The sequence below is a fragment of the Methylobacterium sp. CCH7-A2 genome, assembly GCF_001557075.1.
In the GTDB taxonomy this organism is placed as follows: Bacteria; Pseudomonadota; Alphaproteobacteria; order Rhizobiales; family Beijerinckiaceae; genus Allobosea; species Allobosea massiliensis.
Genome location: NZ_LSKN01000167.1, coordinates 1 through 14,338, shown reverse-complemented (window position 1 = coordinate 14,338; position 14,338 = coordinate 1). Strand labels below are relative to the sequence as shown.

The following is a 14,338-nucleotide window of genomic DNA, read 5'->3' as shown; positions in this document are numbered from 1 at the left end:
CGTTCAGGCCGAAAATCCACCTATGCCCGGTGTCCAGATTTCCCGAGCCAACTCTGATACGTGGAAGGCGAAGTTCGGCGGGATGGACGTGTCGGAGGCCAGGCGCCTGCGCCACCTGGCGCTTGAACTCGATGCTGTGGGTGCGGTGTCGGGCCATGGGCTTTCATCCTTCGAAAGCCCGGCTTCCCGGTCAATTCCCTATCGTCACACTATCCGCCTCAAAGGGCGCACTCCAGGCCGGAAACTCCGCCCCCCGCCGATCCACCAAATGGTCTCGGATCCAAGGTTCAATCAACGCTCGGTCTGCTGTTGACAAGCCGGTCATAAATCGCCTCGACCTCGCTCGCCATCGACCGCGTCGTGCGTACATAAGACGTGTTGGCGCTGGCTGCCCGAACCGCTCTGGGATCAGCCGCGAGCTTGCCCATGACCCTCGTCAAATCCGCCAGATCACCGCGACGGAAACTCCAGCCATCGCGGCCTTCCTCAATAAACTCAGTCAAGCCCTGCACGTCCGACACAAGGACTGGAGTGTGGGTTGCTAACGCATTCAACAACACAAGTGGACTATTCTCATACCAGGTGGACGGGATAGCAAGGACATCCATTTCTGCCAGAACGTCGGCCATCCGCTCGGGCTTGAATGTCCCACGGAACTCCGTCTCAGGTCCGGCGGCTTCCAGCAGCGAGCCCATATACTCCTTGTCTTGATCCTCAGGCCCATAGATGAGCAGGCGCACGCTTCCCGGGGGCATCGCCCGTGCCGCTCGAACGATAAGTGACGTGCCTTTGTGGGCTGCGATCTGGCCGATGAATCCGAACGTCAGCGGCGCATGGGGTGCGCGTGCCGGCTTGGGTGTTCGATCGATATCGATACCAAACCGACTCAGGCTTATACGCGGCCCGCTGAAACCATTGCGAACATACGCATCACGCAAGAATTGTGTGGGAGCGATCATGGCATCATAACACTCATAGGTGCGCGACAGTACTTCAGGACGTTCCACGATGTCCGGAACAATCGCGTCGGCTCCCGCGATTCGGGGCCAACCGAATGCCACCGCCGCGCGCAAGGCAAAGCCTCCCAGACGCCATCCATGCGGAATGCCTGCGAGCCTTTTCGCGCGGGGTTCTTCGCCTGACGCTGCAGCTCTCAGATGACAGGCGATACAATTTGAGCGCCAGCGATCGGGTCCCGCACAAAGCGAGCCATCCGAAGCTTCGAGTTTGTTATTGTAGCAAAAGCCAAAGAAGTCCGTGAGTGTTGCAACCAAAGGTAGCCCAAGATCCTTGGTCGCTTCAAGCAGGACTGCCGTGTGGTTGATAAGGTGCGTGACATGAACGACGTCGGGCGATAGTTTGCGCAGCACTGCTGTCAAATGCGGCCGCATGGCTTCGTGAAAGTACGTCTCGCGCACGCGCGTGTGCGGTTCGTAGTTTTTGTCTATCGTGATGACCGGCACGCCATCATAGCTAGAGTGCGTGACGATAGCATCGCGACGTGGCTCGCCTTGGAAGACGCCAGCGACGACGGTAACCTCGTGACCAAACGACTGAAGATGCTTAGCGAGCCCCAGCGTGTACGTTTCCGTCCCGTAGAAGTGATCGGGAAAGAAACAATGGACGAAAAGAGCGACTCTCATCGGGCAGCAGCGTCATTCAATGATGACATCACGCTGTTCCCATTGCTGAGATCGGAGATTGCCCTGCGGATACCTTCTTCGAAACTCAGACGAGCCGACCACCCCAGCCAATGGCGTATGAGTGATACCTCAAGCACGTTGACTGGAACATCGTAGGCGCGCCCGGAGACGCGTTCGATATCGAGTTTCCGGTTTAGGCAACGGGCGAGGACATCAAGGATCTCGTTGAGGCTGACGCCCACCCCGGTCCCGATGTTGAATACGTACGGGGCCTCGGGCGGCAAGTCCAGCGTTGCGAGTGCCACCAACGCATCGGCAGCATCCGCAACATGGATGTAATCGCGCACAACCATTCCATCGCCGAAAATGCGAATCCGCTCGTTGGCAACGCTTCGGTGAAGGAAAAGCGTGGCCGCACCCTGATTGCCCGCGAGACTCTGGCCGACCCCAAAAGGGTTCGATAGTCGGGCGATCCGAGCGTCGATATTGTGCTGGCTCCTGTAGACCGACAAGTAGCGTTCTGCGGTAGCCTTGCCGACGCCATAGAACGAGATCGGCTCGACAGGCTGGTCTTCGCCGGCAGGAATTTGGCGCAAGAGGCCATAAACCGTTCCGCCGGAAGAAGCGAAGACGATGCGCCCGCCACCCCGGGCGCGCATGGCTTCCAGCAGGGAAAGGGTTGGGCGAACGTTGCCGTTGAGATCCCCGACGGGGTCGCGATCTGCGCTGCTGGGAACTGTCGACCAAGCGTAGTGGTGCACCACGTCGACACCATCGAGCAGCCGCTGCCAGTCCGCATCACGGATGTCGCCAAAAACCGCCGTCATGCCTTGGGCCAGCATGGCATCAATTGCGGGGGTCCGGCTCCGGGCAGCAAGGCGCACGTTTTCGCCGCGCATGGCGAGAAGCGCAGCCACATGCCGGGCCACGAAACCGCCTCCGCCAAGAATCAAGTGACTAGCCATTCCAACGAACCGATCCCGCTCTCGAAGGGCGCTTGTTATTACCTGAAGGTCGGGCGCGCAACCTCACGGTAAATTGCCTGTAGCGCATCGACATATAAATCCATTCTCATGGGGCGTCTTGGATGACTTGCTAGATGTTCGCGCAAACCAGTATCTTGACTCAGTCGATATAGAGATTTAGCCAGAGCATCGGCATCGTTAGGGGGCACAACCAGCCCATTCTCCCCATGTACAACCTCGCAGGTGAGACCGGGTTGATCGGTTACAACGACAGGCTTGCGCGAAAGGAGCGACGAAAGCAGGACCAGCGGACGGTTTTCCATCCAGAGCGAGGGCACCACGACCACATCGAGACCTGCCAAAACGCGCCCGAACCGGTTCTCTGCGAATGCCCCTTCGAATGTGACGGGTATCGTAGATGCGCGAGCCAGCTTGTCGAGGCTCTCCGCATAAGCAGTATCGGTCGCGCGATCACCGTAGATCTGAATCCTGGCCTTAGTGTCGGCAGGCAGGCGGCCCGCGGCTTCAAGAAGGAAATGCGCACCCTTGTGTGAGCGCAACGTGCCGATGAAGCCGATCGTGAACGGGCGCGCGGCATCATCGGAGTGGAACGCTTCGGGGGCGTCGATGCCGAACGGGAGAAGCCGTACCCTGTCGGGGTGGAAGCCGGCCAGGAGCATTTCGTCGCGAACCGCCGCCGTAGGAGCGAGGGACAACCCGATCCGTTGCGCATGGCGGCGCAGGTGGTCCTGGCGGCGCGAGAGTTCCGCGGCCCGCGTTGCCAAAGGCAGGAACGACGAAGCTGTCCGTGCAACCAGCAACGGGAATGCGTAGAGCCATGATGGGACCGACGCGCAAACGCGCGCGGCAAGCGTTCCGTGCCGGAAACCGAGTACAAGGCGATGCCGAAGGCATCTTGCTCCGAGCAGCCCCGGGCCATTGCAGCGCGTGCCTTCGATCGCCTGCAGCCGCGCGAGCGGGCAGCGCCACCAGAAGTCGGTTGCGGTGAACACCATAGGCACGCGCAACGCGTCAACCACGTTGATCACGCCGATACCCACATGGCTAAAGTGAAAAACATGGACCAGATCGGGCGACACGCGCTCCAGCGCTTCACGCAAGAGTCCGTCTGCCGTAGGATTACTGATGCCAACGAAGGGATCGTGGATGGCGATGCCGTGCAGGCGCAATACAGGCACGCCATCTATGCTGTCGTGTGTGATTGTCGGAGCTGCGGTCGACGTCGGCTCCGCCGTCACAATCACCACATCAATTTCACGAGCGCGCAAGGCCAAAGCGAGCTTTAGTGTCAACTGCTCGGTTCCTGCAGCATGACGCGGCAGGAATTGATGAATGATCAGCGCTACACGCAGACCCAAAGCTTTAAGTCCTCCGCCGTCTCACCAGTGTTCATCTGCCTAAGTCGCGCGCGGATTTCGCAAAGCAGTCTGGACTGCAGGTCTCAAAATTGAAGCTTGCGACCTCTGAAGCGTCTTGTCGCGCGGGGGGATCCGATAAAGCCTCCTCGCGAAACGCGGCTGCCAGTGACTTAGGACCAGGAACGTTGCGGTTGCCGGTATTTGCCGTCCAAATAGTACTGACTTGCCTGTGTTTGCGGACCAGTCGGGACATCTAATGGATTGGGACATATTCGTCGGCAATTCCAAGTATATAGCGCCCATAATCACCCTTTTTTAGGACTTCCCCAAGCTTGACCAGCTCCTCGACAGAGATCCAGCCTTGCCGATAGGCAATCTCCTCCGGGCAGGCGATGCGCAGGCCCTGGCGGCTCTCCAGCGTGCGCACGAACTCGCCGGCTTCCAGAAGGCTGTCGGGGGTGCCCGTGTCGAGCCAGGCGAAGCCGCGGCCCATGCATTCGACCGAGAGCTCGCCACGTTCGAGATAGACCCGGTTGACATCGGTGATCTCGAGTTCGCCGCGGGCGGACGGCTTGAGGTTGGCGGCGATGTCGACGACAGTCTCGTCGTAGAAATAGAGGCCCGTCACGGCCCAGTTCGATTTCGGCGTCTTGGGCTTCTCCTCGATCGAGATCGCCTTGCCGGCGGCGTCGAACGCCACCACGCCGTAACGCTCCGGGTCCCGGACATGATAGGCGAAGACGCTCGCGCCCTTGGCCCGCGCCGAGGCGGAAGCCATCATTTCCGGCAGGGTGTGGCCGTAGAACAGGTTGTCGCCGAGGATCAGCACCGAGGGCTGGCCGGCGACGAAATCGGCACCGATGAGGTAGGCCTGCGCCAGACCGCCCGGATGCGGCTGTTCGGCATAGGACAGGCTCATGCCCCAGTCCGAGCCGTCGCCCAGCAGGCGCTTGAAGTGCGGCAGGTCGTGCGGGGTGGAAATGATCAGCACCTCGCGGATGCCCGCCAGCATCAGCGTCGAGAGCGGATAATAGATCATCGGCTTGTCGTAGACAGGCAGAAGCTGCTTCGACATCGCCAGCGTCATCGGGTGCAGCCGCGTGCCGGAACCGCCGGCCAGGATGATGCCCTTCATCGTCGTCTATCCCGTCTGTTCGGTGCTCAGGAGCCGGCGCACACAGGATGCGAGCGAGGCCTGCCAATGCGGCAGAGCAGCCCCATGAACCGTCTTGAGCTTGGAGGAGTCCAGTCGCGAATTGGCCGGACGCTTCGCCGGCGTCGGATAATCGGCCGTGGCGATGCGCTTGACCCGCACGGACGTGCCGCCCAGCCGCTCCCGCTCGGCGAAGATCGCCTCGGCCACATCGGCCCAGACCGCCTCGCCCTGCGCGCCCATGTGGAAGACTCCACGCAGAGCCGCCTGGGTGGGGCGCTGAACCAGATTATGGGCCACGGCGAAGACCGCATCCGCGATATCGAGGGCACTGGTCGGGCAGCCGGACTGGTCCGCCACGACGCCGACCTCGTCGCACGTCTCAGCCAGCCGTAGCATGGTCTTGACGAAGTTCTTGCCGAAGGGGCTGTAAACCCAGGCCGTCCGGAGGATCGCATGGTTGGGATTGGCGGCGGCCACAGCCTCTTCGCCTGCGAGCTTGCTGCGGCCATAGGCCGAGATCGGCCCCACGGGGTCCTCTTCCCGATAGGGCCGGTCCAGGCTGCCGCCGAAGACATAGTCCGTCGAGATCTGGATGATCGGCACGCCGAGGGCGGCCGTGGCGCGCGCTACCTCGCCGGCGGCGACACCATTCACCGTTCGAGCCGTTGCTTCTTCGCTTTCCGCCAGGTCGACCGCCGTGAAGGCTGCGGCATTGACGACGATGTCCGGCCGGGTGGCGGCGAGCGCTGGGGCGATCGAACTCATCTGCTCCAGATCGAGCGTAGGGCGGCCCAGCGCCATCACGGACATGCCGCGCGACGCGCGCTCCAGCATCGAAAGCACGACCTGGCCCGAATGTCCCGTGACGGTGATCCTCATGGCTGGTCGCTCCTGCGTTCAGCCGAAATAGCGCGGCAGATCGGCCAGGCGCGGATGCTTGCGGTCTTTATCTGAAAGAACGAGTTCGGAATGGGGCAGGCGCCAGTCGATGCCGAGGGCCGGATCGTCGAAGGCGAGGCCATGGTCGTTGGCCGGACCATAGGGGGCCGTCACCTTGTAGAGCACCTCGGTGTCCGGCTCGAGCGTCACAAAACCATGGGCGAAGCCGACGGGCACCAGGAGCTGGCGCCAGTTCTCGCCCGAAAGCTCGACCGCGACATGCTGTCCGAAGGTCGGTGAGGATGCGCGCAGGTCCACGGCCACGTCCAAAGCGCGGCCTTTGGCCACGCGGACCAGCTTGTCCTGCGCGAAGGGTGCCGATTGGAAATGCAGGCCTCGCAGCGTACCGACCTGCGCCGAAAGAGAATGGTTGTCCTGCACGAAGACGAGGTCGATCCCCGCCGCAGCCAGGTCGGACTTCTTGTAGACTTCGGAGAAGAAGCCGCGATGGTCGCCATGCCTTTTGGGGGTGATGATCTTGACCGAGGGGATGGCGGTCTCTTCGACGCTGAGCATGATCTCGTCCGTCCAGTTCAGGCCGCGCCGAGCCGCTCGCCGCGATACACGCCGGAACGGATGTCGCCCCACCACTTTTCATTGGCGAGATACCATTCGACCGTGCGATGCAGGCCGGTCTCGAAGGTCTCCTTGGGGCTCCAGCCGAGCTCACGTCCGATCTTTCCGGCATCGATCGCGTAACGCGCATCGTGACCGGGACGATCCGTCACGTAAGCGATCAGCCGCTCATGAGGGCCGGCCGGGTCCGGCCTGAGTTTGTCGAGGATGGCGCAGATGCCCTTCACGACCTGGATGTTCGTCTTCTCGTTGTGCCCACCGATATTGTAGCTTTCGCCCAGACGGCCGCGCTCGGCCACGGTCAGAAGCGCATCGGCATGATCATCCACGTAAAGCCAGTCGCGCACGTTGAGACCGTTGCCGTAGATCGGCAGCTGCTTCCCCTCCAGAGCGTTGATGATCATCAGCGGAATCAGCTTCTCGGGGAAGTGATAGGGCCCGTAATTGTTGGAGCAATTGGTCATCACAACCGGGAGGCCATAGGTGTGGTGCCAGGCGCGCACGAGATGGTCAGACGCCGCTTTCGAGGCGGAATAGGGCGAATTCGGCTGGTAGGCCGTATCCTCGCGGAAAAAGCCTTCCTCGCCAAGCGAGCCGAAAACCTCGTCGGTCGAGATGTGATGAAAGCGGAAGCGATCCTTGGCCTCGCCTTCGAGGCCGCGCCAGTGCCGCAGCGCCTCCTGCAGAAGCGCGAAGGTGCCGACGATGTTGGTCTGGATAAAGTCCCCTGGTCCGTCTATCGAACGGTCGACATGGCTCTCGGCGGCAAGATGCATGACGATGTCGGGCTTGAACTCGGCGAAGAGCGCTCGCATGCGCTCGCCGTCGCCGATGTCGGCATGCTCGAAGCGGTAGCGGTTGCTGCCCGCCACCGACGCGAGAGAAGCAAGGTTGCCGGCATAGGTCAGCTTGTCGACGACGCAAACTCCGTGCTGCGTCTCGCCGATCAGCTTGCGCACCACTGCAGAACCGATGAAGCCTGCTCCTCCGGTGACCAGAAACCTCAATGACACGCCGTCTGCTCCGGAAGCTGTTGCTGATGGGAGTGGTTGCGAACCTAGACGGAAGAAACAGCCTCGCCGAGCGCTGTCAAGCATGGCTAGAGGAAACCGGCGCCCGATTCGTAACGCTGTATGTTCCTCCGCCTCGGTCCAGAGCCCAGGATGGCTGGTTCAACAACGGTGCATAACATTGTCGCTTTCCGCATGTTGGGGCCCGCGTAGCCGCGCAGCTCTTACAAACACGATCAGCAGATCAGCCCACTGAAGCGTCGTCGTCTTGACGGCAACACCAATGCGGTCTTTTTGGCTTCCAATGCAGCAGATACTGACGGTGCCGATCTTCGTCGCGCGCCCTGGACGGATTAGGTTCGGCGTATGGCTCCGTCTTCACGTTTAGCGGCTGCTATCCGCCTTGGGCTGCGGTCTCGCGCTTATCTTCGCCATGTGTTTCAGAAGATCACGGCCCTAACCGTTGGCGCCATTTTTGTGTCACGCCCAGGCGAGAGGCTGCGCTTGGCTTTGAGTGCATATCGAAGGCCCGCGCGCCAGCCAGCCGTCCGGGCCGCTGTGGTCGCCCACCTCTATTATCTCGATCTCCTGCCGGAGATATTGCGGTGCCACGCAACGCTGCCTGAAGGCTCGCCGCTCCATCTCACGGTCCCTCATGATCGTAGCGACGATGCCGTCCGTTTGACCGACGGCATGGCGACGGTCACCGTTCATCCCTGCCAAAATCGTGGGCGTGACGTCGCCCCCTTCCTAGAGTTGCTCAATGCTGGCACGTTCGATGGCTACGATGCTGTCTTGAAGCTCCATACGAAACGGAGCCCGCATCTCTTGGATGGAGAAATACGACGCAAGCTTCTCTTTACCATGCTTGCTGGAGAGCGAAATCAGACTCGGCGCACTCTGGCGTTGTTCGAAGCGGCAGATTCCGGGCTAGTCGGCTGGTCGGCCTGCTACCGCGACGCCCTGCCGTACTGGATGGGCAATGAAGCTCGGGTTTGCGCGATAGCCGCGAGAATGAATGCTCCGTCTGAGGCGATGCAGCTCGGCTTTTTCGAGGGATCGATGTTCTGGTTCAGACCGGCAGCATTGAACCGCTTGCGAGCTCTCGAATTGACGCAAGAAGATTTTGAGCCCGAGGCTCGCCAACTAGACGGCACCCTTCATCACGCCATCGAGAGATGTTTTACCATATCGGCTTGGGCAGACGGATTTCTCGTTCGCGACACTAAAGGCAAGATTTTAAGACCGCATGCGGACCTTTAGTATTCTGTCGGTGCGGAGCCGAGCCGACCCCTCAATCCGTCGAGGAGCCCAGCCCGCAACGGCTCCAGCGACCCATTCGCCCCCTTGGCGGCGAGAACCACGATCTGCGCTGCCAGCGCCGCGCAGGATTTGGCCCGCCAGCGCCACGGCACATGCCCGAGTCGAGCGGTCGCAATGACGTTGCGGGCGTAGTAATAGTTGCGCAGCCGCGAATGGCGCAGGATCTGCGGCTTGCCAAGCTCATCGGAGCTGACTGCTTCACCCCAGCGATGCGGCACGGTGAGGTCGGTCGCAACATAGGAACCCCAGCCGCGACGCCACGCTCGGAAGCCCCATTCGACGTCGATGCCCGCGATGAAGAAGTCTTCGCGGAAGCCGCCGACATCGGCATAGGCCGCCATGCTGACGAGGGAGGCCGAGGTCGGCGCAAAGTCGACTGCGGCGAGCCCTGCCTCGTCCGCCCCGCGGCGCCACTCGTAGCGGATCGGTTTGTAATGCCCCTCCGGCGGCGGCACGAGCCGCGGGGCCAGTACGCCCACCCGCAGCCCAGCATCCCGCAAGGCGGCCGAGCGATCCGCGAGGGCCTCCAGGAGGCGAGGGCCGGGCTCGCTGTCCTGGTCGAGCAGCATCACCTGGTCGAAGCCCTCTCCTGCCGCCGCCGCCATGACGGCGTTCAGGCCGTGGCCGAGTCCGAGATTGACGGGGCTCCGGATCAGGCGCAGATCCGTGGGTACCAGCGCCGCGAGCGCGGCGTCGTCCACCGGCCCGTTAGCGAAGGCGAAGAAGGGGCAGCCCCGAAGCCCTTCGGCCTGGCGGGCCAGCAATGAAGGGTCGGGCCGATACAGCACGACCGCCGCACAGGCACGTGCAATTCGCCCTCGCCCGTCGGATCCTGTCGTCACGGCCTGTCCTCATCGAGAGGCTACGCCATAGACCGTTCCGGCGCGGGCCGGCAACGGCGTCGGACCCGACTCGTCCCCGACGCACGTCACCGATCCGCCTCTCGCCCTTGTCGCCGACCGGCGGCTTGCGCGATAACGGGGGCGGTCCCGGCGGTCCGCCGCGACGTCACGGGGCGGCAGAGACCATCGATAGCATGAGCTTTCACAACCTCCACAGCCACGGCTTCGTCCGTCTCGCCTGCGCGGCGCCGCGGCTGAAGGTGGCCGATCCGGCGTTCAACCTCACGCAGATGCTGCCGCTGCTGCGCCAGGCGGACGGCGAGGGCGCCTCGGTCGTACTGTTCCCGGAGCTCGGCCTTAGCGCCTATGCGATCGACGATCTGCATATGCAGAGCGCGCTGCTCGATGCGGTGCGCGGTGCGCTGGCTGCGCTGGTCGACGAGAGCCGTAACCTGCGGGCGGTGGCTGTCGTCGGCGCGCCGCTGCGCGTCGAGGGACGGCTCTTCAACTGCGCCATCGCCGTGCATCGCGGCCGCATCCTCGCCGCTGTCCCGAAGACCTATCTGCCGAACTACCGCGAATTCTACGAGCGCAGACAGTTCGCCTCGGGCGAGCGTGCCGGCATTACCGCGATCGAGCTCTGCGGGCAGGAGGTGCCCTTCGGCACGGACATCCTGCTCACCGCCTCCGACATCCCCGATCTCGCGCTCCACATAGAGATCTGCGAGGATGTCTGGATGCCGGTGCCGCCGAGTTCGTTTGCGGCACTGGCGGGCGCAACGGTGCTGCTCAACCTCTCCGCCTCCAACGTCACCATCGGCAAGTCCGACTGGCGCCACACCCTGTGCAAGGCCCATTCCGGCCGCTGCATCGCGGCCTATGCCTATTCCGCCGCTGGTACGGGTGAGTCGACCACCGATCTCGCCTGGGACGGGCAGGCGATGATCTACGAGAACGGCGCCCTGCTGGCCGAGGCCGAGCGTTTCGCCGGCGAGCCGCAGCTGATCCTCGCCGATATCGATCTCGAGCGGCTGGCGCTCGACCGGCTGCGCATGAACACCTTCGGCGACAATGCCGATGCGCTACGCGACCGGCTCGGCTTTCGCCGCATCGCGTTCGTGCTGGAGCCGGACTGCGAGGGCGATCTCGGCCTGAAGCGCGCGATCGAGCGCTTTCCCTTCGTCCCCTCGGACGATGCCCGGCTGAACGAGCTCTGTTTTGAAGCTTACAACATCCAGTCGCATGGCCTGCGCCAGCGGCTGGCCAGCACCCGCGTCGACAAGATCGTCATCGGCGTTTCCGGCGGGCTGGATTCGACGCAGGCGCTGCTCGTCGCCGCCGACACGATGGATGCGCTCGGCCTGCCCCGCGCCAACATCCTCGCCTACACGCTGCCCGCCTTCGCCACGAGCGCCGGCACCAAGACCAATGCCTGGCGGCTGATGAAGGCGCTCGGCGTCACCGCCGCCGAGATCGACATGACCCCGGCCTGCCGACAGATGCTGGTCGATATCGGCCACCCCTTCGCCGAGGGGCAGCCGGTCTACGACATCACCTTCGAGAACGTGCAGGCGGGCGCGCGCACCTCGCTGCTGTTCCGCCTCGCCAACAAGAACAACGGCCTCGTGCTCGGCACGGGCGATCTCTCGGAGCTGGCGCTGGGCTGGTGCACCTATGGCGTCGGCGACCAGATGTCCCATTACAACGTCAACGGCTCGGTCTCGAAGACGCTGATCCAGCATCTCATCCGCTGGGTCGCCCGCAGCGAGCGCTTCGGCGCGGAGGCATCAGTGACGCTCGAGGCGATCCTCGCCACCGAGATCTCGCCCGAGCTGGTGCCGGGTGAGGGCGACGGGCCAAGCCAGAAGACCGAGGATTTCGTCGGCCCCTATGCGCTGCAGGATTTCAACCTGTACTACACGACGCGCTACGGCTTCCGTCCGAGCAAGATCGCCTTCCTCTCCCAGCATGCCTGGGCAGATGCGGCGCGCGGCGCCTGGCCGCCGCATATGGAGGCGGTCAAGCATGTCGCCTACGACCTGCCGACGATCAAGCGCTGGCTCACCGTCTTCGTGCGCCGCTTCTTCGAGACCAGCCAGTTCAAGCGCTCGGCAATGCCCAACGGGCCGAAGGTCTCCTCGGGCGGCTCGCTCTCGCCGCGCGGCGACTGGCGCGCGCCGAGCGATGCGTCTGCGAGCGCCTGGATGGCCGATCTGGATCGCATACCCTGACCGTCGAGGGCGTCGTCCGTCCAGGCACATCAGAACACCAAACAGGGATGGTGTGTCGAAGAAGCTCGGCCGTGGGAGTTACCCGCGTTCGATCTCCCAGCCCTTAGCGCGTGCTAGATTCTCCATGACAGCAATTTGCCGTCGCAACTCATCCACACGCTGATACCATTCTCGTTCTGCAGCCTGCTGCTGCTTGTCTCGCAACGTCGCCAGCTTCCGCAGCCATGTCGCCGGGGGCGACGACACGCGAGGTCCAGGGGCTGTTTTGGACGAACCGGTTGGACGCAGCTGGTCGCAATGGATGTTTGTCGGTCTCACGACGATGTCATTATCACATCGCGCTTGCTGTGGGATCGTTACCAATGTGAGCAACCCCTAGGAACGCCCGCCATCCACCGAGAGGACCTGGCCGGTGATCCAGCCCGCCTGCTCGCTCAGGAAGAACAGGCTGGCGGCCGCGATGTCGGCGGGCGTGCCGAGGCGGCGGGTATGGATGCCCTCGACCAGACGCTTCTGACCTTCCGGCCCATAGCTCTCCCATTGCCGTTCGGTCGCGGGGTTGGAGCGCACAAACCCCGGCGCCACCGAATTCACCGTGATGCCATGCGGACCGAACTCCCAGGCGAGCTGCTTGGTCAACCCGACCAGCGCATGCTTGGCGGATGAATAGGCCTGGATGCCGGTCAGGCTCGGCCGCAGGCCCGCACCTGAGGAGATCGTGACGATCCGGCCATGCCTCGAAGCCTTCATCGCCGGAGCCGCCGCCTGCGCCAGGAAGAAGGCGGAATCGACATTCGCCGCGAAGATCACCCGCCAGTCGGCCTCCGAGATCGCTTCGATCGGACGCCCGACCTGGCCGCGCACGCCACCCGCCGCATGGACCAGAAGCTCTAGCCGCCCGCTTTGCGCGACGATGTCGGCGACGAGCTTGGCCGCGGCCTCGGCCGAGCCGAGATCGACCGCATGGGGAACGGCGCCGATCGCGGCCGCCGTGGCGGCGACGCCTTCGGCGTCGATGTCGGCGAGATGGACGGTGGCGCCGGCCTCGACCAGGGCGGCGGCGATGGCGCGCCCGATGCCCTGGGCCGCGCCGGTGACGAGGGCTACGCGGTCGTCAAAACGGATTTGCATCGGTCGATCAGCACTTTCAGGGTCTCGAAGGATTGCGGCCGCCGGCCGTCCTCGATGTCGTGGATCAGGGTCACCAGCGTCTCGACCGCCGGCGTCGGCACGCCGGCCTCGCGCCCGAGCGCGGCGATGATGCCGATCTGCGGATCGACCTCGGTCTTGCGCTTGCGCACGGCGAGGTCGCGCCAGATGCCGGAATGGGTCTTGGCGGTCTTGGAGGTGTAGTCGGCGAGCCAGGCGATCGTCTCGATCTGCGGATATTCCGGCTGGCCCGGCGCGAACACCATCGGGTCGAATTCGCCGAAACCCAGCGTCTTGACGCCGCGCGCCGCCGCCACCGCGGCGACCTCCTGGCCGAGCGCCAGCCAGACCACGAGGCGGTCGGGATCGGCGAAGTTCGCCGACATCGAATCCTGCGTCAGTGCGGTGCCGAACAGCATCGCGCCATAGGAGAGCTTGCCCCAGAGATAGCCCCAGATATTGGTGGTCAGGATCGATTTGGGCTCGAAACCGAGCAGAAGCTTGTGCATCTCGATGGCACGCGGCGTGATCTGCCCGTCGATCTCGCCGACGACGACGGCCCCCTCATTGCCGTAGAGGATCTCGCCGGGGCCGTGCCAGTCGGCGCCGAAATTGACGAAGCAGCCCATCGTCCGCTCCGCCCCGACGACGGCCGCGATGGCGATCTCGTTGAGGCCGTTCTGAGCCGAAAGGACGTAACCGTCCGGCGCGAGATGGGGCTCGAGCGCCGCGACCGCCTCGTCGGTCGCGCCGGCCTTCACGGCGAGCACGATGCGCTTGTAGGTCCCGGTCAGCTCGGCCGGGGTGACGGCGGGGATGACCTGCGTGAAAGTGTCGATCGGCCCGGTGATCGAAAGCCCCGTCGTCCGGCAGGCCTCGACATGCTCGGGCACGATATCGACCAGTAGAACGGGGATACCTGCGCGCGCCCAATAGGCGCCGAGCGTGCCGCCGATCGCGCCGGCGCCCCAGATCAGGATCGGTTCGGTGGTCATGGGTAGGCTCCGGATGCGCTGACCGATCCCCTTCCCCCCGCTTGCGGTGGGGAAGGGTTAGGGATGGGGGGCAGTGCCGCTCGGCAAGACGATGCAGGACCTGTCTCTTATACACATCTCCGAGCCCACG

12 protein-coding genes are annotated in these 14,338 nt (G+C 63.6%); 2 read left to right on the top strand and 10 right to left on the bottom strand.

Annotated features, from left to right (window positions below; translation table 11 throughout):
- Positions 1-287: 287 nt before the first annotated feature.
- From AX750_RS12995 to rfbB, 7 genes are all read right to left on the bottom strand, one after another.
- Entirely contained in the window at positions 288-1,643 is a 1,356-nt protein-coding gene (locus AX750_RS12995) for a glycosyltransferase family 4 protein (RefSeq protein WP_066734143.1), read from the bottom strand.
- Positions 1,640-2,608 carry an NAD-dependent epimerase/dehydratase family protein gene (locus AX750_RS12990; RefSeq protein ID WP_066734141.1) on the bottom strand — a complete coding sequence of 323 codons (969 nt, stop codon included), beginning with the start codon at positions 2,606-2,608 and terminating at the stop codon, positions 1,640-1,642. Before AX750_RS12990 ends, AX750_RS12995 begins: the two co-directional genes overlap by 4 nt.
- Positions 2,609-2,646: 38 nt before the next feature.
- Entirely contained in the window at positions 2,647-3,987 is a 1,341-nt protein-coding gene (locus AX750_RS12985; protein ID WP_067254384.1) for a glycosyltransferase, read from the bottom strand.
- 253 nt (positions 3,988-4,240) lie between these two features.
- Positions 4,241-5,122, bottom strand: coding sequence for a glucose-1-phosphate thymidylyltransferase RfbA (gene rfbA, locus AX750_RS12980; protein ID WP_066734137.1), 882 nt, complete (start codon positions 5,120-5,122; stop codon positions 4,241-4,243).
- A 6-nt stretch (positions 5,123-5,128) separates the two neighbouring features.
- A complete protein-coding gene (gene rfbD / locus AX750_RS12975; protein WP_066734131.1) occupies positions 5,129-6,022 on the bottom strand; it encodes a dTDP-4-dehydrorhamnose reductase in 894 nt (297 codons plus the stop codon).
- A gap of 18 nt (positions 6,023-6,040) precedes the next feature.
- Complete coding sequence (rfbC, locus tag AX750_RS12970; RefSeq protein ID WP_066734128.1) at positions 6,041-6,598, bottom strand: dTDP-4-dehydrorhamnose 3,5-epimerase; 558 nt, start codon at positions 6,596-6,598, stop codon at positions 6,041-6,043.
- Positions 6,599-6,615: 17 nt separating this feature from the next.
- Positions 6,616-7,671, bottom strand: coding sequence for a dTDP-glucose 4,6-dehydratase (gene rfbB / locus AX750_RS12965; RefSeq protein WP_066734125.1), 1,056 nt, complete (start codon positions 7,669-7,671; stop codon positions 6,616-6,618).
- Between the two features lie 363 nt (positions 7,672-8,034).
- On the opposite strand from rfbB, the gene AX750_RS25545 reads away from it, so the two are divergent.
- Entirely contained in the window at positions 8,035-8,931 is an 897-nt protein-coding gene (locus AX750_RS25545) for a rhamnan synthesis F family protein (RefSeq protein WP_082734910.1), read from the top strand.
- Here the strand turns inward: AX750_RS25545 and AX750_RS12955 are convergent.
- Positions 8,928-9,833 carry a glycosyltransferase family 2 protein gene (locus tag AX750_RS12955; RefSeq protein ID WP_082734909.1) on the bottom strand — a complete coding sequence of 302 codons (906 nt, stop codon included), beginning with the start codon at positions 9,831-9,833 and terminating at the stop codon, positions 8,928-8,930. The two genes, AX750_RS25545 and AX750_RS12955, sit on opposite strands and share 4 nt — an antisense overlap.
- Before the next feature lie 194 nt (positions 9,834-10,027).
- Between AX750_RS12955 and AX750_RS12950 the strand changes: the two genes are divergently transcribed.
- Positions 10,028-12,064, top strand: a complete 2,037-nt coding sequence (locus AX750_RS12950; protein WP_066734118.1) for an NAD(+) synthase — start codon at positions 10,028-10,030, stop codon at positions 12,062-12,064.
- A gap of 375 nt (positions 12,065-12,439) precedes the next feature.
- Here AX750_RS12950 and AX750_RS12945 read toward each other — a convergent pair whose 3' ends face one another.
- Positions 12,440-13,195: an SDR family oxidoreductase gene (locus AX750_RS12945; protein ID WP_066734115.1), complete on the bottom strand. Its 756-nt coding sequence runs from the start codon at positions 13,193-13,195 to the stop codon at positions 12,440-12,442.
- Entirely contained in the window at positions 13,168-14,208 is a 1,041-nt protein-coding gene (locus AX750_RS12940; protein WP_066734112.1) for a 2-dehydropantoate 2-reductase N-terminal domain-containing protein, read from the bottom strand. The genes AX750_RS12945 and AX750_RS12940 overlap by 28 nt, the downstream gene beginning before the upstream one ends.
- Positions 14,209-14,338: the final 130 nt, after the last annotated feature.

What these genes read in the sequence shown, in the direction of transcription:
- AX750_RS12995 (WP_066734143.1), bottom strand. Translation starts at nt 1,643, where the DNA reads ATGAGAGTCGCTCTTTTCGTCCATTGTTTCTTTCCCGATCACTTCTAC.
- AX750_RS12990 (WP_066734141.1), bottom strand. Translation starts at nt 2,608, where the DNA reads ATGGCTAGTCACTTGATTCTTGGCGGAGGCGGTTTCGTGGCCCGGCAT.
- rfbA (WP_066734137.1), bottom strand. Translation starts at nt 5,122, where the DNA reads ATGAAGGGCATCATCCTGGCCGGCGGTTCCGGCACGCGGCTGCACCCG.
- rfbD (WP_066734131.1), bottom strand. Translation starts at nt 6,022, where the DNA reads ATGAGGATCACCGTCACGGGACATTCGGGCCAGGTCGTGCTTTCGATG.
- rfbC (WP_066734128.1), bottom strand. Translation starts at nt 6,598, where the DNA reads ATGCTCAGCGTCGAAGAGACCGCCATCCCCTCGGTCAAGATCATCACC.
- AX750_RS25545 (WP_082734910.1), top strand. Translation starts at nt 8,035, where the DNA reads ATGGCTCCGTCTTCACGTTTAGCGGCTGCTATCCGCCTTGGGCTGCGG.
- AX750_RS12950 (WP_066734118.1), top strand. Translation starts at nt 10,028, where the DNA reads ATGAGCTTTCACAACCTCCACAGCCACGGCTTCGTCCGTCTCGCCTGC.
- AX750_RS12945 (WP_066734115.1), bottom strand. Translation starts at nt 13,195, where the DNA reads ATGCAAATCCGTTTTGACGACCGCGTAGCCCTCGTCACCGGCGCGGCC.
- AX750_RS12940 (WP_066734112.1), bottom strand. Translation starts at nt 14,208, where the DNA reads ATGACCACCGAACCGATCCTGATCTGGGGCGCCGGCGCGATCGGCGGC.